Origin of the sequence: Rhizobium sp. C104, assembly GCF_022354505.1 — a bacterium.
Classification (GTDB): domain Bacteria; phylum Pseudomonadota; class Alphaproteobacteria; order Rhizobiales; family Rhizobiaceae; genus Rhizobium; species Rhizobium redzepovicii.
The window spans coordinates 89,767-105,432 of the sequence record NZ_CP092354.1 but is presented as its reverse complement, the minus strand read 5'-3'; the positions used below and the strand labels follow the sequence as shown (position 1 = coordinate 105,432).

The 15,666-nt window shown below is 58.5% G+C and carries 17 protein-coding genes; 15 read left to right on the top strand and 2 right to left on the bottom strand.

Annotated features, from left to right (window positions below; genetic code table 11):
- The first annotated feature begins 181 nt into the window (after positions 1–181).
- The 5 genes from traA to MF410_RS34440 all read left to right on the top strand — a co-directional run bounded on the left by traA (position 182) and on the right by MF410_RS34440 (position 6,459).
- Complete coding sequence (gene traA / locus MF410_RS34460) at positions 182–3,484, top strand: Ti-type conjugative transfer relaxase TraA (protein WP_239621282.1); 3,303 nt, start codon at positions 182–184, stop codon at positions 3,482–3,484.
- The gene (gene traF / locus MF410_RS34455) at positions 3,481–4,011 is read left to right on the top strand and encodes a conjugative transfer signal peptidase TraF (RefSeq protein ID WP_239621281.1); all 531 of its coding nucleotides are present in this window, start codon (positions 3,481–3,483) and stop codon (positions 4,009–4,011) included. The genes traA and traF overlap by 4 nt, the downstream gene beginning before the upstream one ends.
- A gap of 16 nt (positions 4,012–4,027) precedes the next feature.
- Positions 4,028–5,182, top strand: coding sequence for a conjugal transfer protein TraB (locus MF410_RS34450; RefSeq protein ID WP_239621315.1), 1,155 nt, complete (start codon positions 4,028–4,030; stop codon positions 5,180–5,182).
- 17 nt (positions 5,183–5,199) lie between these two features.
- On the top strand, positions 5,200–5,829 hold the full coding sequence (locus tag MF410_RS34445) for a TraH family protein (RefSeq protein ID WP_239621280.1): 630 nt from the start codon (positions 5,200–5,202) through the stop codon (positions 5,827–5,829).
- Positions 5,830–6,150: 321 nt separating this feature from the next.
- Positions 6,151–6,459 carry a transcriptional repressor TraM gene (locus tag MF410_RS34440; RefSeq protein ID WP_239621279.1) on the top strand — a complete coding sequence of 103 codons (309 nt, stop codon included), beginning with the start codon at positions 6,151–6,153 and terminating at the stop codon, positions 6,457–6,459.
- A gap of 3 nt (positions 6,460–6,462) precedes the next feature.
- Here MF410_RS34440 and traR read toward each other — a convergent pair whose 3' ends face one another.
- Both traR and MF410_RS34430 read right to left on the bottom strand, forming a co-directional pair.
- Positions 6,463–7,167 (bottom strand): transcriptional regulator TraR, encoded by a 705-nt coding sequence (gene traR, locus MF410_RS34435; protein ID WP_239621278.1) that lies wholly within the window; start codon positions 7,165–7,167, stop codon positions 6,463–6,465.
- 599 nt (positions 7,168–7,766) lie between these two features.
- The gene (locus tag MF410_RS34430) at positions 7,767–8,471 is read right to left on the bottom strand and encodes a GntR family transcriptional regulator (RefSeq protein WP_275593061.1); all 705 of its coding nucleotides are present in this window, start codon (positions 8,469–8,471) and stop codon (positions 7,767–7,769) included.
- 410 nt (positions 8,472–8,881) lie between these two features.
- Between MF410_RS34430 and MF410_RS34425 the strand changes: the two genes are divergently transcribed.
- From MF410_RS34425 to MF410_RS34385, 10 genes are all read left to right on the top strand, one after another.
- A complete protein-coding gene (locus MF410_RS34425) occupies positions 8,882–9,775 on the top strand; it encodes a 3-keto-5-aminohexanoate cleavage protein (RefSeq protein ID WP_239621277.1) in 894 nt (297 codons plus the stop codon).
- Positions 9,775–10,290: an SDR family NAD(P)-dependent oxidoreductase gene (locus MF410_RS34420; RefSeq protein ID WP_239621276.1), complete on the top strand. Its 516-nt coding sequence runs from the start codon at positions 9,775–9,777 to the stop codon at positions 10,288–10,290. The genes MF410_RS34425 and MF410_RS34420 overlap by 1 nt, the downstream gene beginning before the upstream one ends.
- Positions 10,277–10,549, top strand: coding sequence for an SDR family oxidoreductase (locus MF410_RS34415; protein ID WP_239621275.1), 273 nt, complete (start codon positions 10,277–10,279; stop codon positions 10,547–10,549). Before MF410_RS34420 ends, MF410_RS34415 begins: the two co-directional genes overlap by 14 nt.
- A 37-nt stretch (positions 10,550–10,586) precedes the next feature.
- Positions 10,587–11,840, top strand: coding sequence for an ABC transporter substrate-binding protein (locus MF410_RS34410; RefSeq protein WP_239621274.1), 1,254 nt, complete (start codon positions 10,587–10,589; stop codon positions 11,838–11,840).
- Between the two features lie 68 nt (positions 11,841–11,908).
- Positions 11,909–12,772, top strand: a complete 864-nt coding sequence (locus MF410_RS34405; RefSeq protein ID WP_239621273.1) for a branched-chain amino acid ABC transporter permease — start codon at positions 11,909–11,911, stop codon at positions 12,770–12,772.
- Entirely contained in the window at positions 12,772–13,758 is a 987-nt protein-coding gene (locus MF410_RS34400) for a branched-chain amino acid ABC transporter permease (RefSeq protein ID WP_239621272.1), read from the top strand. Before MF410_RS34405 ends, MF410_RS34400 begins: the two co-directional genes overlap by 1 nt.
- Complete coding sequence (locus MF410_RS34395) at positions 13,751–14,509, top strand: ABC transporter ATP-binding protein (RefSeq protein ID WP_239621271.1); 759 nt, start codon at positions 13,751–13,753, stop codon at positions 14,507–14,509. The genes MF410_RS34400 and MF410_RS34395 overlap by 8 nt, the downstream gene beginning before the upstream one ends.
- Complete coding sequence (locus MF410_RS36920; RefSeq protein WP_345774748.1) at positions 14,502–14,774, top strand: ATP-binding cassette domain-containing protein; 273 nt, start codon at positions 14,502–14,504, stop codon at positions 14,772–14,774. The genes MF410_RS34395 and MF410_RS36920 overlap by 8 nt, the downstream gene beginning before the upstream one ends.
- A 244-nt stretch (positions 14,775–15,018) precedes the next feature.
- Positions 15,019–15,207 (top strand): hypothetical protein, encoded by a 189-nt coding sequence (locus MF410_RS36915; RefSeq protein WP_345774747.1) that lies wholly within the window; start codon positions 15,019–15,021, stop codon positions 15,205–15,207.
- Between the two features lie 2 nt (positions 15,208–15,209).
- Positions 15,210–15,662, top strand: coding sequence for an acyl-CoA thioesterase (locus MF410_RS34385; RefSeq protein ID WP_239621270.1), 453 nt, complete (start codon positions 15,210–15,212; stop codon positions 15,660–15,662).
- The last annotated feature ends 4 nt before the right edge of the window (positions 15,663–15,666 follow it).

Below are 15,666 nucleotides of genomic sequence, written 5' to 3'. Positions count from 1 at the left end.
GTCAGGCCAAGGTGCAGATCTGCATGTCGGCAAGGCCGACGCTTTGGGGCATGATCCCGCCGCTCGATAAGAGCGGATCCAAGGGCGCAATTATACGTCGCTGTCGCGACGTGCCTTTTGCCACCCTGGCGGGGCCGCTTCTTACGAGAGAACGAGGTTTGAACCGGGAGTTTCTCGCACCGTGGCCATTGCCCATTTCTCCGTCAGCATCGTCGGCCGCGGCGAAGGCCGCAGCGCCGTGCTGTCGGCGGCCTACAGGCACTGCGCCAAAATGGACTATGAGCGCGAGGCTCGCACCATCGACTACACCCGAAAGCAGGGCCTGCTGCATGAGGAATTCTCGCTGCCGGCGGATGCTCCGGATTGGGCGCGAACGCTGATTGCCGACCGCGCGGTTTCGGGCGCATCGGAAGCCTTCTGGAACCGTGTCGAGGCCTTCGAGAAACGCACCGATGCGCAGCTTGCGAAGGACCTGACGATCGCGCTTCCGGTTGAGCTGACCGCCGAGCAGAACATCGCGCTGGTGCGGGATTTCGTCGACAAACATGTGGTTTCGAAGGGCATGGTTGCCGATTGGGTCTACCACGACAATCCCGGCAATCCGCATATCCATCTGATGACGACATTGCGGCCGCTGGCCGAGGACGGTTTCGGCGCCAAGAAGGTCGCAGTCATGGGCGAGGACGGCCAGCCGCTGAAGACCAAAGCGGGGAAAATCGTCTACGAGCTCTGGGCTGGAGGTGCTGCCGAGTTCAATGCGCTGCGCGATGGCTGGTTCGAGCGCCAGAACCATCATCTGGCGCTGAACGGAATTTCGCTCCGCGTCGATGGCCGCTCCTACGAGAAGCAGGGCATCGCCCTTGAACCGACCATCCACCTCGGCGTTGGAGCCAAGGCGATCGAGCGCAAGGCGGAGAGGCAAGGCGTCCGGCCAGAGCTCGAACGCCTCGACCTGAACGAGGCGCGCCGCACTGAGAATACCAGACGCATCCTTCGCAATCCCGCCGTCGTGCTCGACTTAATCACGCGGGAAAAAAGCGTCTTCAATCAGCGCGACATCGCCAAGGTGCTGCACCGCTATGTCGACGATCCCGGTCTCTTCCAGCAGCTGATGGCGCGCATTCTCCAGAGTCCTGAGGTGCTGCGCCTGCAGCGCGACACGATCGATTTCGCGACCGGAGAGAGGGTGCCGGCGCGCTACACGACGCGCGCGATGATCGCGCTCGAAGCGGAGATGGCCAGTCGCGCCATCTGGCTGTCGCGGCAATCCTCGCACGGCGTGAAGCAGGTGCTGCTGCAAACGACTTTTGCTCGGCATGCGCAGCTTTCGGATGAGCAGAAAACCGCAATCGAACATGTTGCAGGTCCGGCGCGGATCGCGGCGATCGTCGGCCGCGCCGGCGCCGGCAAGACGACGATGATGAAGGCGGCGCGTGAAGCCTGGGAAGCGGCCGGGTATCGTGTCGTCGGTGGCGCGCTCGCGGGCAAGGCGGCCGAGGGGCTGGAAAAGGAAGCCGGCATTCAAAGCCGCACGCTGTCCGCTTGGGAGCTACGCGGGCAACGCGGTCGGGATGGCCTTGATACGAAGACGATCTTTGTCCTCGACGAGGCTGGCATGGTCGGCTCCAGGCAGATGGCCGGTTTTGTCGAGGCCGTGGTCAGGGCGGGTGCCAAATTGGTTCTCGTCGGCGATCCCGATCAGCTGCAGCCGATCGAGGCCGGTGCGGCCTTCCGCTCCATTGCCGACCGGATCGGCTACGCCGAACTCGAGACGATCTACCGGCAGCGTGAGGACTGGATGCGGACGGCATCGCTCGATCTGGCGCGCGGCAATGTCGGTGCTGCCCTTGTCAGCTATCAATCGCACGACCGGCTGCATGGCTCGACGCTGAAGGCTGAAGCGGTCGAACAAATGATCGGCGACTGGAACCGCGATTACGATCCTGCGAAGACCACGCTGATGCTGGCGCATCTGCGCCGTGACGTGCGCATGCTCAACGACATGGCGCGAAAAAGGCTGGTCGAGCGCGGCCTTGTCAGTGAGGGGCACGCCTTCCGAACCGCCGACGGCATGCGTCCGTTCGCTGCCGGCGATCAGATCGTCTTCCTTAAGAACGACACGGCGCTTGGCGTCAAGAACGGCATGCTCGGCCGGGTCGTCGAGGCGGCGCCGAACCGTGTCGTTGTTGCGGTCGGCGAAGGGGAGCATCGGCGCCAGGTGACCGTCGAGCAGCGGGCCTACAACAACCTCGATCACGGCTACGCCACGACCATCCACAAGAGCCAGGGCGCCACCGTCGATCGCGTCAAGGTACTGGCGTCGCTCTCGCTCGATCGTCACCTGACCTATGTCGCCATGACCCGCCATCGCGAGGATCTGCAGGTCTATTACGGTGAGCGCTCCTTCGGCTTCAATGGCGGACTGGAAAAGGTCCTGTCGCGCCGTAACGCCAAGGAGACGACGCTCGATTACCAGCGCGGGACGCTCTATCACCAGGCGCTTTCCTTTGCCGAAAACCGCGGCCTGCATCTGGTCCAGGTCGCCCGAACGCTTGTGCGCGACCGGCTCGACTGGACGCTGCGGCAGAAAGAGAAGCTCGTCGATCTCACCAAGCGGATGCGCGCCATCGGCGAGCGGCTCGGTCTTCTCCAATCTCCAACCCGGAAACAGAAGAAGGAGCTTGCGCCCATGGTGGCCGGCGTCAAACAGTTTGCGTTCTCGGTCAACGATACGATCGATCAGAAGCTCGGAGAGGATCCTGCGCTGAAAGGCCAGTGGGACGAGGTTTCGACCCGGTTCCGATATGTCTTCGCCGATCCGGAGACCGCCTTCCGGGCGATGAATTTCGATGCGGTTCTGGTCGATGGTCAGGCCGCCAAACAGGCCCTGCAGAAACTGGTTGACGAGCCGGCATCGATCGGCGCGCTGAACGGCAAGACAGGACTGCTCGCCGGCAAATCGGACCGGGAGGCGCGACGGGTCGCCGAGGTGAACCTGCCGGCGCTGAAGCGTGACATCGAACACTATCTTGCCATGCGCGAGACGGCCCGGGCGCGGATCGAGGGCGAGGAGAAGACTCTGCGCCATCGCGTTTCGATCGATATCCCGGCACTGTCGCCGGAAGCGCGCACCGTGCTGGAGCGCGTCCGCGACGCAATCGACCGCAACGATCTACCGGCAGCACTCGGATTTGCGATCAGCAACCGCGAGGCCAAGCTCGAAATCGATGGCTTCAACAAGGCCATCTCCGAACGCTTCGGTGAGCGGACACTGCTGACCAATGCCGCGCGCAATCCCGATGGACCGCTGTTCGACAAGATGGCCTCCGGCCTTCAGCCAGCCGAAAAGGAGAGCCTGAAGGCGGCCTGGCCGGTGATGCGTACGGCGCAGCAACTTGCCGCTCACGAGCGGACCACCGCGACGCTTAAACAGGTCGAGGAGTTGCGCCTCACCCAACGCCAGACGCCGGCGCTAAAACAATGAACCGGCGGCGGACAATCATGGCTCTCGGCGCATCGGCAATGGCCGTGGGGCTGCTTTCGGCCGTGGCTTGGCTTGGCGGCCTCCGCCTGAACCTGACCCCAAGCGAACCACTGGGGCTGTGGCGCATCCAGGCGGTGGGCCGGGCAATCGCGGCTGGCGATCTGGTCTTCGTCTGCCCGCCGCAGATGCCTTTGTTCAAAGAGGCGCGCCGGCGTTCCTATCTCGCCCGAGGCCTCTGCCCGGGTGGCGTGGCGCCGCTGATCAAATCCGTCGCGGCCTTACCCGGCCAGCATGTCGAGATCGGCAATGACGTGAGGATCGATGGCGAGCTTCTGCCGTCCTCGCACCTGCGCCGGACCGACGGCGCCGGGCGACCGCTCACGCCCTTTGCCGGCGGCATCGTGCCGCCGGGATACCTTTATCTGCACTCCCCTTTTGCGAGTTCCTATGACTCCCGATATTTTGGACCAACCCCCGACAGCGGACTGCTCGGGTTCGCCCGGCCGATCCTCACATTCGACCCATGATCGCATACGCTCGGCAATTCTGATTGCGCTGGCTATCGCGATCGGAGGCGTGGGCTGGAGCGGCTTCGTGCTTGCTTTGCCGATCGCGATGCTGTTTCCAGTGCTCTGGGCGATGTCGCCGTCGCGCCTGGTCGCGGCCATGGTCTCGGAGGGGTATTTCCTAGCCGCCTCACGCGGTCTGCCGGAAGGTGTGGCGAACTTCTATGCCGCCGATCTCTGGCCCGGTTTGCTGCTGTGGCTGGCAGCCTCGGCATCATTCGTCATCGTGCATGCGGCGCTTTGGACGGGGCGTCCGGGAAAGGCCCAATCCGAAGGAGGACGAGCGGCCCGGTATCTGGCGGCGACCATGCTGATGGCGCTGCCGCCCTTCGGGATCACCGGCTGGGCGCACCCGATCACCGCGGCGGGTGTACTGTTTCCCGGATGGCGATGGTGGGGGCTGATTGCGGCCGCTGCCGGCCTTGCGATGATGACATCGCGCTCTTGGCCGGCAGCAGCCGTTGCCTTGACAGGCTTTTGGTTCTGGTCCGCCGCATTGTGGACGACGCCGACCCTACCGGAGGGATGGAAGGGCGTCGACCTCGAACAGGGCCAAAAGCTCGGGCGCGACGCCTCGCTCGAGCATCACCGTGACCTGATCGCAACGGTGCTGTCGGCGGCCGGCGATTCGACCCGCTTCATTGTCCTTCCCGAAAGTGCTCTGGGCTTCTGGACGCCGACCGTGGAGCGTCTGTGGAGGGAGGCTTTGCGCGACCGAAACCTCACCATCATCGCTGGCGCCGCCGTCCTCGACGGAGATGGATATGACAATGTGCTGGTGGCGATTTCATCGCAAGCGGCGGAGATCCTCTATCGTGAGCGGATGCCGGTTCCGGGTTCCATGTGGCAACCGTGGCGGGCCTGGACGGGAGACGCCGGCGGCGCCAAGGCGCACCTGTTTTCCAACCCTGTCTCCGGGGCGGACGGCAAGCGGATCGCACCGCCGATCTGCTACGAGCAACTCATCGTCTGGCCGACACTGCAGTCGACGCTGCATTCGCCCGACCTCATCGTCGCTGTTGGTAATGGCTGGTGGACATCAGGCACCTCGATCGTTGCGATCCAGCAGGCGAGCACCATCGCCTGGGCAAAGCTGTTCGGCCTGCCGCTCGTCAGCGCGTTCAATCGCTAAAAGCCGTGGAGAAAAACATGGTCGATGCTACCATGATCAAGGAATGCGCCGATCCCGATCTGAAGCCGGCGATCGTCGAGAAGTTCATCGCCGCGGCGGGATCCGACGATCCGTTGACGGTGACCGTACGCGCGGGGAAGCGTGTCGTTCTCGTCCCGAAGCCTGCCACGCCCGAAGCGGCAATGGATCTGATCCGTCAGAATATCGGCCGCAACGTCGTTCGTGTCGGCATCACCCAATACCCGGCTGGCCTCGGCGTGCTCGAAGCCGGTGAGCTCAAACCGGACCTCGTCGATAGCTGCGCCAACCTCCGCATGGGCACGGCCCTGTTCGCCAAGGTCTACCGCATCGTCCTGAAATGGTATGGCAATCCCACGGGGGAAGAAGCTGGGCGCCAGGTGTTCGAGGATGCGATCATCGCCTGGCAATCCGGGTATTTCGAGGGGGAGGCAGTATTCCGTACGCCTGATGCTGGTGCGGTCAAGATGGACACACCTGGTGATGCCGAGCCAGAGACGTCCATTGCCAAGGAAACACCGGTGCCTGGTGCGGACGATCGGAGCGAACCGGTCCCAGATCGTCTACCCGACGCAGATCCGAACAAGGCCAGCATCCGTGTCGACCTTTCCGGTATCGGGGCGAAATGAGAGTGGAGGAAGTGCAGATCTGCATTCTATCCACGGCAATTATCCGCCTGTTTGCACTGGCGAAAATCGATCTCGCCCCCTATAAGGGAGAGTAAGGCAGTACGCGCTGCCTCGGGGTGTGGAAACCTCTCGTGGCGGTTGGCGCCGGCTGATGCGGCGCCAGATCCTCTGACCATTTGGCCGGGGGCCTGTGACGTATGTCCAGGTACTCGGTGCTAAAGGTCGCAGGACTGTCCACGACAGTTTCCAACCCCCGGCTTGGGATCAGGGATTGACGTTTGCGGGGGCGCACCGCAGACAAATCCCGAGGTTGGAAACAAGATGGATTCGAAAGATGCGGCGTTGATAGAAAAGCTCGAACTTCGACCGGTGTTCGGGTTGACGCAAGGGTTGCCCACGGCTGATCTGGAAACCCTCACCGTCGACGCCATCCGGCAGCACAGGCTATTGGTCGACAAGGCTGATGAGCTCTACCAGGCACTGCCGCAAGACTACCAGGACGGCAGAGCGACCGGCGGCGTCCACCATCTCAAATACATCGAGGCGACCATCGAGATGCACGCGCAAATGGCCGCGCTGAACACGCTTCTCACCATTCTCGGCTATATCCCGAAAGTGACGGTGAACTGACCGTCAGATCAGCTTCTTCCGAATGGCAGTAGCGGTCAGGTGCGCGATGGTGTGTACGTTGAAATGCTTCCGCGCTTGCTCGATTTTGACCCGCACGCTGTTGTACTTGACGCCTTCAAGATCTGCGACCTCCTCCATCGTCTTGCCGTCGGCAATCCAGCTGAGATATGTGGCCCCCTTGGGATCGAGCCGGAGCGGTTCCTCGGCGGTCGGGGTCGGATCGGAGAGTTGAATCCGCGTATGCAATTGCGCGACGGCTGCTGCCGCCGCGACCGGATCGATCTCGCGATCGATGTCCATCGTCTGCTTCGAGGAAGCAAGTGTGAACACAGCCAGCGCGCCGTGGGCAATTCTGACGGGAACTGTGATACCGGACCGTATTCCGAAATCGGACGCGAGCGAAAAGAATGATTGCTCGTCTGGAGAAAGGCGCGATCTGTCCCACTCACCGCTCCAGACGAATGCCCGCTTCAATGTGTGGGCGCGTTTGATGACCGGGTCAAGTTTGTTGAATCTGCGCCTGAAATACTCGGCCTGCCAGTCCGGATGGTAATTTGAGACCGCACTCGAGTGGCTCGGCTGGATGTTGAGATAAGCGTAGCCCTCAAAACCGGTTGTCTCGGTGACCGTCTTCAGTGCTTGCGTCACTAGGCGTTGGTCGCCAGGAATCGCAGCGAGATCGGTCAGCTTGTCCAGCCAGTGCTGCATATATGACTCTCCTAAATAAGGGCAAATTTCAAGTCACTTCGAGGGGCCAGAATTTCGAGACATAACTTCAATGCTTGCCCTCCGCAGCCCATCCTCGACCTCTTTGCCTTGTGCTAGGTGATTGCGCCGAACGGAGGCTCGTGAGCGGCTATACAAAAGCTTTCCATTGTGATTGACGCGTGTAATCGCCCGACAGCCGTTTAAGGGAGGGGCAGTGCCAGCATATTCCTTCAGACTTCCCAATATTGCCGAAGCAAAGGCATCCTCTCAGGTGGGATCAGCCTTTTTTATAGTGGGCGACATCCTCGCGTAGGCTTTGTGTATGTCTTCTTTCAGTATCTGCCTTGCGCCAATACCGCCACCTATTGCAAAACATGTTAAATTCCCTTCCCATGGATATTATTAGCGAGGGCAAACTCATGTCTTCGCCCGACTCGACGATCTCCTGAGGGTCGTGGGTTGAAAAAACGGCGAACCCGCACGCGGAAACCGCCGCGCCTGAGTGCTTGGAATTGAAATCGTCACAGGCATCTTCCCAAAGCGTAACAAGAGCCTTTAGCGCGTTTGCTATCAAAATAACTCCGATCTTCCATCCAAGGTCAGGTGCGTTCGGGCCAGCCTTTTTCAAGAGTTGCAAACATCGTCGCGTACGCCTCCCGGATGTCGCTTTTGAGCGCCTCGCTTGCTCCTTCTCCATCCCCAGCGGCGAGACATGCAACGACTTCGGAATGGTGCTTGTGTCCGTGCTGCAACGTCTTTCCGGCTGTCAGCAAGTGAAGCAGCGGGCCGCTTTGAAGCCAAAGAATTTCAATGGTTTTTAGGAGGATCTCATTTTGCGAAAGGGCGTAAAGCGCAAAGTGAAAAGACTGATTAATCTTCAGATATGCGCGTGCGTCGAAGTCCTTAGAACGCTCAAGCTCGTCTAATTTTGAGTTAAGGGTAGCTAGTTTCGCGATGTCGGCCGACGTACAATGATTTGCCGCCCATACTACTGCCTGACCTTCATTGACCAAACGAACCGCTAAAAGATCATGGATCTGCTTATCCGTTAGTCTGGGTATGCGAACAGAGCGACGAGGAGCCTGCTCCAGGGCACCAGCAACGACAAGACGGTTAAGCGCTTCGCGAATGGGCATGTGACTTGTCCCAAACACGGTGGCAAGCTCTTCAAGCCTCATTGGCTGTCCTGGCTGAAACTCTCCCGCCATAACCGCGTGCTTCAACTCCGAGTAAACATGGTCCAGTGTCGAGCTGGGCGGCACCTCGCGGAGCGGGGGTACTTTAAACTTAGTGATGGCGAACATCCTTCCCTATTTGACGCGCCGAACCTTAAAGCCTCGCGACCAGTCGCATCAACAGCTTACAGGCGTATAAACACTGCCGTTTGTTGATCAAATGTCAAGAAGAATGGTGGGAAATGTGCCGGATGGTCGCGGGTTTTCGTAGGGCCTGCGTCCTTCTCGATGACAAAAAAGGGACGTAAATACAAGCGGCTATCTCTTTAGGGGTAGCCATGGCATTTGATTCTGCACTTTCCCATTGACAAACCTTCGGGCAGGGATACTATTTCCTTGATCAAAGATCAATAAATGGGAACAGCCTTGATCGCCCGGCGTCGTACCAGCTTTGGAGTTGGTGCGTGCCTATCCACAGCGCAGCACGTTGATTGGAATATGGACGCTCGTGCAGTTCCCGTGACACGGAGAACTAACGTATGAATAATGACGTCTTCATCACATGTGCTGTGACGGGAGCGGGGGATAACTTCAAGAAGAACCCGCACGTTCCGATCGCACCGGAAGCGATCGCGAAAGACGTGCTTGCTGTGGCAGAGGCTGGTGCAGCGATTGCGCACATCCATGTCCGCGACCCCGAGACAGGCGTCGGCAGCCGCCAGACCGATCTCTACAAGGCGGTTATCGAACTAGTTCGCGAAAAGAACAGAGACATTATTATTAATACTACGGCGGGTATGGGAGGCGACCTGACCTTCGGCGCTGACGACCCCTACGCATTCGTCGCCGCTGAGAGTGATCTCGTTTCTCAGAAGGAGCGCTTGGTCCACGTCGATGCCCTTAGGCCCGACATCTGCACGCTGGATTGTGGCAGCTACAACGTAGGCTCCGGTAACCTCGTTTACATCAGCACGGCCGAGCAGATCCGCCAGGGCGCGGAAATGATTAAGGCCTTCGGCGTCAAGCCTGAGCTCGAAGTGTTCGATCTCGGACACATGCAGCTTGCTATGGACCTTCTTGAGAAGGGCTATTTCGACGGCAGCGCGATGGTTCAGTTCTGCCTTGGTGTTAACTACGGTGCGCCTGCCACGACATCGGCAATGAAGGCTTTCGTCGACATGGCGCAGGGCAAGGACGTCATCTGGTCAGCTTTCGGCGTTGGACGCATGCAGTTGCCGATGGTCGCGCAAGCTGTGGTTCTCGGGGGCAACGTCCGCGTCGGCCTCGAAGATAATATCTGGCTGAAGAAAGGGGAACTTGCGACCAACGTCGCTCTCGTCGATCGTGCTAAGACGATCATCGAGGCCATGGGCGCAAAGGTGATGAGCTCGAATGCTACCCGCGATCGACTCGGCCTTAAGGCGGGTGCGTGATGGTGAGCCTTCTTAACCACCGTGCTATCGTCACCGCGGGAGCAAGCGGGATCGGTCGGGTTATCGCACGTACGCTTCATTCAGCTGGAGCTGATGTCGCAGTATGCGACATCAGCGAACAGGCGCTTGAGTCTTTCCGCGTCGAGAATCCCAACATCGCGGCTTACAAATGCGACGTTCGCGACGCCGAGGCGGTCGCATCTGTCACTGAAGAAATGACCGCGACGCTCCAGGGCATCGACATATTAGTGAACAACGCTGGCATCGCCGGCCCGACGAAAAATGTCGAAGATATCAGCCCGGCGCAATGGGACGAGACCGTTGTCGTCAACCTCAATGCGCAGTTTTATTTCTGCCGGACTGTGATCCCTCATCTCAAACGCCAGAAGTCAGGGAGCATCATCAATCTATCCTCCGCTGCTGGACGGCTAGGGTTTCCCTACCGCACTCCATACGCGGCCGCCAAATGGGGTGTGATCGGCTTCACCGAGTTCGCTGGCCATGGAACTGGGTGAGTTCAACATTCGAGTGAATTCGATTCTGCCTGGATCGGTCAACGGCGATCGGATGAACCGCGTAATCGCCGACCGTGCGAAGCTCTTGGGCATTTCCGAAGAGGCTGCCTGGGCTGACGAGCTCAAGAATATCTCCATGCACAAGATGATCGACCCCGAGGAGATCGCCGACCTTATCGCCTTCGTATGCTCGCCGTCCGGGCGCTCGATTTCGGGCCAGTCACTCGGCATCTGCGGGAACATGGAGGTCATCCGCTAGACTACCACTCCAACTCAACAAAAGGGGAACTACAAGAATGAAAAAGCACAGTATTCTAGCGGCAGTAGCCGCTCTGACGACAGCCACATTCGCGCACGCCGACGCAATCAAAGTCGGCGTGATCACGCCCCAATCAGGGCCGTGTGCTCAGTACGGCATCCCGATCACACGTGGTGTTGAGCTGTGGGCCGACGCGTTGAACAAGGCAGGTGGTATCGCAGATGCTACCGGCAAGCAACATACAGTCGAAGTTCACGCATACGACAACAATTGTTACACGCCAGGTGATGAGCTTGCTTCTGCCCGGCGCGCCATTCAGGATGACGGCGTTCAGTTTCTTCTCCAGACCTGGACACCCGCGGCTCGTAAAGCAATTGCCCCGTTGGTTACTGAGAACAAGGTTCTCACCATCACCTATGGTGGGGGTTATCTGAGCAAGCAGTTTCCGTACCTCCTTGGTGCAATCACTGGAGCACCTGCGAACTACATGCATGTCGCGGCATATGTTGTCGAACATCATCCCGAGGTCAAGAAGGTCGCTATCCTGGTGCCCGACGCCTCTTACGGCCATACAGCGGCGGCATACTTCAAAGCCGGCTTGGCGCCGTACAGTGATCGCATCGAGGTCGTCTACGAGACCCCCTACGACATGGCTATGGCAAGCGACATCATGGGTGTGGTGACACCTGTCGCCGCTGCCAAACCAGACCTCGTTCTCGAACTGGGATTTCCCCCGGGCCAGCAAGCTTTGATGGTCGAGGCGATGCAGCAGCTTGGGTACAAAGGTCTCTTTGCCAGCGAAGGATGGTCGCTAAAGTTTCTCCTGGAACGTCTCGCTCCAGAAGACATCGCAAATCGTTTCTTCAGTGCTTACGCGATCGATGCGCAACTCAAAGGCCAAAATGAGCGTCTCGATGCTCTTTTCGCCGATTACGCTAAGAAGTACGGCGAGGCGGATTGGACTTACCTGACGTCGACGGCCTATGCATCGATGACCACGCTTGAGCCGGGAATAAAGGCTTCGAAAACGCCAGACGGCGCGTCCGTCCTTGCAGCTCTGAAAAGCGGGCCGACTGTTGAACATCCGATATTCGGCACCTCGCCGTGGGGCGGGATGGATATCTATGGCGTCGACAACCTTTTGACCACGCCAATGCCGATCTATCAGATCGACGAAACTGGCAAAGCGATCAAGCGGGATGACATAGTGGACACGGCTGCGTGGTGGGAAAAGAACAAGGCCTCCGCGCTGCCCGTACTTGAGTCGACAGGTCAAGTGACGAAGGACTGATCCCATTCATCGACAGGGTTCTTGCGCAAAGCGCAAGAACCCCCGGTGGTTTTTCGAGGTGAACGCGCATGCAAATCACATTGAATATCTTATCGTTGACCTCATTCTACGTCTGTTTTTCCATCGGATTGGCACTCGTTTTTGGGGTGATGCGAGTCGTTAATTTCGCACACGGCGACTTTTACATGATCGGCGCGTACTCAGCATGGGTAACATTGGCGGTAATCTCCCCGGTCACCGGCAGCATTGTCGGCTATGCTATCAGTGCAGGCGTTGCAGCTCTGGTGCTGGCAGTGATGGGTCTACTTGCAAACACATCTATAATTAGGCCACTCGCCGATCGCCCTCTCAGCATTTATGTAGCAACGCTTTCGCTCTCCTACATTTTGCAGGTCTGCGTAGTTCAGGCCTTTGGCGCCGTGGGGCAAATCATGAGCCCGCCGGTCCCAGGAGTCCTCTTCATGGGAGGAGCGATCATGCCGTATCAGCGTGTACTCGTCATGGCCGTCGCTGCGATCATGATAGTTGCCCTATGGCTGTTCATGGAGCGCTCTCGTCTCGGCCGAGCAATGCGGGCCGTTGCGCAAAACAAAAGAGGCGCCCTGCTTCAAGGCGTCAACATTAAGCTCGTTGGCTCCTTGGCCGTTGTAATTGGTGCCATCATGGCGGGAATCGCAGGTGTCGTCATGGCACCCGTGGCGGGCGTTAATCCTTTCATGGGCGTGGATGCTCTCTGGAAGGCGTTCATTATCATCATCGTCGGTGGGATCGGTTCGATTTGGGGCGCAGTCGCGGCGGCCTTGATGTTCGGTATCTTTGACACGTTGGTGTCCGTGGCAGGCTTCGGCAGGTTTCTAGCCATGTTTAGCGCGCTCATCATGCTCGTCGTCCTATCAATTCGGCCCCAGGGTCTTTTCGGGGAGAAAGACTGATGAGTGGTTTTGCTGCAAAAAAGGTTGTTCCTCCATCCATCACGGTGGCAACCCAACTAGCAATTCTGGTTTGTTTTCTCATGGGGCTGGCAATCCTGCCTGCCTTCGTGACCTCCTACTGGAAGGATGTGATTATCATCTTCCTTCTCAACTGCCTTTTGGTCGTAAGCTATCGGCTGATCACGCTCATGGGAGGATGGTCTTTCGCGCATGTCGCAACGATGGGTCTTGGCGGGTACTCCGTCGCAATCCTTTCCCAAGCTCCATACAGCCTTCCGATCGGCATTACGATTGTGATCGGCGGGTTCATCGCCCTGATCTTCGGCTTGTTGATCAGCTATCCGGTTCTTCGAACACGCGAATATTACTTCTTCCTTGCGACTTTCGCTGCCGGCGAAGCTCTTCGCCAGAGCTTTATACAGTTCCGCGAGATAACAGGCGGAACTAGTGGGATCGCGTTTATCAAACGGCCGCTGGGCTTCGAAGACGCGACAAGCTTCCACTTCCTGCTTTTGGCTGTATTGGCCGTGGTCGTGCTCGCACTGCTCGCGTTCGAACGCTCACGCGTCGGCAAGACCGTCCAGGCCGTCGGCCGGAATGAAGAGCTATCGGTTTCCCTAGGGATCAACGCGTGGGGTTATCGCAGTCTTGTATTTGTTGTCGGGTCGGCGCTCGCTGGCATCGCCGGTGGGTTCATGGCGAGCTACAACGGCATTGTTTCACCCGCTGATTTCAGTTCAACCCTGATGTTCAAGATTGTCGCTTCCGCGATCGTGGGCGGCGTTAGCAGCTACATTGGACCGATCGCAGGACTCATTTTCCTGACCGGGATCGAGCAGATGTTCCGTGGCGTACCCCAGGTCGTGCCTTTGGTATGGGGTATCTGCGTGATTTTCGTACTCCTTGTCGCCCCTGGTGGGATCGATTCCAGAATCCAATCACTCCTTTCCAAGCGCCGTTCGAAAAAGGAGGTCTACGATGCTTGAACTGGAAAACGTTACCCGACGCTTTGGCAACCTCACGGCAATTGATGGCGTCTCGACCAAAGTTTCGAGCGGCCACATACACGGGTTGATCGGGCCAAATGGATCCGGGAAATCGACGATGATGAACCTGATCAGCGGGTTCCTGAAACCCACGTCGGGAAGCATCGATTTTGAAGGGACGCGAATTTCCGGTTTAAAGCCGCACGTCGTGTCGCGCGCTGGTGTCGTTAGAACCTTTCAACTGATCAAAGTCTATTCCGAAGCAACAGTTCGCGAAAACATCCGTATGGCTGCCATTGCGCGCCTTTCTCCTCCATGGGCTCCGGCTGGATTTCTGAGAAACCCTTCATCCAAGCAAATTGAGGGCGATGTCGACCAGGCGCTCGAGATCATGAAACTCCGTCATGTTGCAAACCAGATCGCGGGCGTCCTTCCAGGGGGGCTGCAGCGGACACTTTCGGTCGCGTCCGCCTTTGTTGCGAGGCCAAAGCTTCTCCTTTTGGACGAGCCCCTTGCAGGTTTGAACGCAACAGAAAAGGCGGGGTTGGCGGCGTCGATTCGTGAAATCAACAAGAGCGGCATCACGATCCTGCTCGTGGAGCACGACGTGAAGACCGTTCTCAGCCTCTGCTCGCATATGACGGTCATCAATTTCGGAAAGAAGATTGCCGATGGGCCGCCCACGGAGATCGTCAACAACAGTGCGGTGATCGAAGCCTATCTGGGAAGTCGCGGAGGCAAGCATGCTTGAGGTTCGCAATCTCTCCGTCGATTACTCCGGAATCAAGGCAGTCGACAAAGTCTCGATCGATGTCGCCGCGGGCGCAATCACTGCTCTCATCGGCAGTAACGGTGCCGGGAAGACGTCATTGCTCGGCGCACTTTCGGGGCTCATCAGGCCATCGACCGGGACCATAACATTCAATGGAGTTGACCTGACAGCGGCAAGCCCGGCGGCCATTGTCGCGGCCGGCATGGCCCAGGTTCCGGAAGGGCGTGAGCTCTTCCCCGAATGACGGTCCATGAAAACATACTCCTTGGTGCTCACCTTCGGACCGACAAGCAAGCGATCGGCCGTGATTTGGACCGAGCCTACGAGATCTTTCCCGTTCTTGCGCAAAAGCGCTCGCTGAAGGCACGGCAGCTCAGCGGGGAGAGCAGCAGATGTTGGCCTTTGCTCGAGCAATGATGTCTGACCCAAAACTTTACGTTCTTGATGAACCGTCGATCGGGCTTGCTCCCCTCATCGAAGAACATCTCATGAAGTCGATCGTTCAGATCTGCGAGGAGACGGGGGCGGGTGTCCTCCTCGTTGAGCAGAATGCCATGCTCGCCCTGGAAATTTCGACGAACGCTTATGTGATGGAACTTGGGTCGATCACGCTTTCCGGCCCGTCTTCGGGCCTGATCAACAATCCTGCGGTCGCCGCGGCATATCTTGGAAAATAGTAATGATCGATGAAACTTGGATCGAGACTGCACGCACAATGGTCTATCCGGCCGATTGCGACACGCAGAATCATTTGAATACCGCCGGCTACATGCGGGTGTTCGACATCGCCATCTTCCAGCTTTTCTTCAGGCTTGGATACACACTCGACGATCTCGAAACGAGATCCATCGGTTGGGCTGACGTTTCGCATCAGATCAGCTACCTCAAGGAGGTCAAATCCGGCTGGCCGCTATTCGTGAGAAGCGCTGTCGTCAAGATTGGGCGAAGTTCAATCGGCTCGGTCCATGAGATCGTCCTCGAAGGCACTGGTGAGGTTGCTGCCAAACTTCAAGCAACCACGGTGCAGTTCGATTTGAGTGCACGTGCATCACTGCCGGTTTTGGATTCGGTGAAACGTGCCGCCCAAGAGCGCTTTGCCTCCCGCCTTCAAACCACATCGTCAGCGTCGTGACGAA

What these genes read in the sequence shown, in the direction of transcription:
- traF (WP_239621281.1), top strand. Translation starts at nt 3,481, where the DNA reads ATGAACCGGCGGCGGACAATCATGGCTCTCGGCGCATCGGCAATGGCC.
- MF410_RS34445 (WP_239621280.1), top strand. Translation starts at nt 5,200, where the DNA reads ATGGTCGATGCTACCATGATCAAGGAATGCGCCGATCCCGATCTGAAG.
- MF410_RS34440 (WP_239621279.1), top strand. Translation starts at nt 6,151, where the DNA reads ATGGATTCGAAAGATGCGGCGTTGATAGAAAAGCTCGAACTTCGACCG.
- traR (WP_239621278.1), bottom strand. Translation starts at nt 7,167, where the DNA reads ATGCAGCACTGGCTGGACAAGCTGACCGATCTCGCTGCGATTCCTGGC.
- MF410_RS34430 (WP_275593061.1), bottom strand. Translation starts at nt 8,471, where the DNA reads ATGTTCGCCATCACTAAGTTTAAAGTACCCCCGCTCCGCGAGGTGCCG.
- MF410_RS34425 (WP_239621277.1), top strand. Translation starts at nt 8,882, where the DNA reads ATGAATAATGACGTCTTCATCACATGTGCTGTGACGGGAGCGGGGGAT.
- MF410_RS34420 (WP_239621276.1), top strand. Translation starts at nt 9,775, where the DNA reads ATGGTGAGCCTTCTTAACCACCGTGCTATCGTCACCGCGGGAGCAAGC.
- MF410_RS34415 (WP_239621275.1), top strand. Translation starts at nt 10,277, where the DNA reads ATGGAACTGGGTGAGTTCAACATTCGAGTGAATTCGATTCTGCCTGGA.
- MF410_RS34410 (WP_239621274.1), top strand. Translation starts at nt 10,587, where the DNA reads ATGAAAAAGCACAGTATTCTAGCGGCAGTAGCCGCTCTGACGACAGCC.
- MF410_RS34405 (WP_239621273.1), top strand. Translation starts at nt 11,909, where the DNA reads ATGCAAATCACATTGAATATCTTATCGTTGACCTCATTCTACGTCTGT.
- MF410_RS34400 (WP_239621272.1), top strand. Translation starts at nt 12,772, where the DNA reads ATGAGTGGTTTTGCTGCAAAAAAGGTTGTTCCTCCATCCATCACGGTG.
- MF410_RS34395 (WP_239621271.1), top strand. Translation starts at nt 13,751, where the DNA reads ATGCTTGAACTGGAAAACGTTACCCGACGCTTTGGCAACCTCACGGCA.
- MF410_RS36920 (WP_345774748.1), top strand. Translation starts at nt 14,502, where the DNA reads ATGCTTGAGGTTCGCAATCTCTCCGTCGATTACTCCGGAATCAAGGCA.
- MF410_RS36915 (WP_345774747.1), top strand. Translation starts at nt 15,019, where the DNA reads ATGAAGTCGATCGTTCAGATCTGCGAGGAGACGGGGGCGGGTGTCCTC.
- MF410_RS34385 (WP_239621270.1), top strand. Translation starts at nt 15,210, where the DNA reads ATGATCGATGAAACTTGGATCGAGACTGCACGCACAATGGTCTATCCG.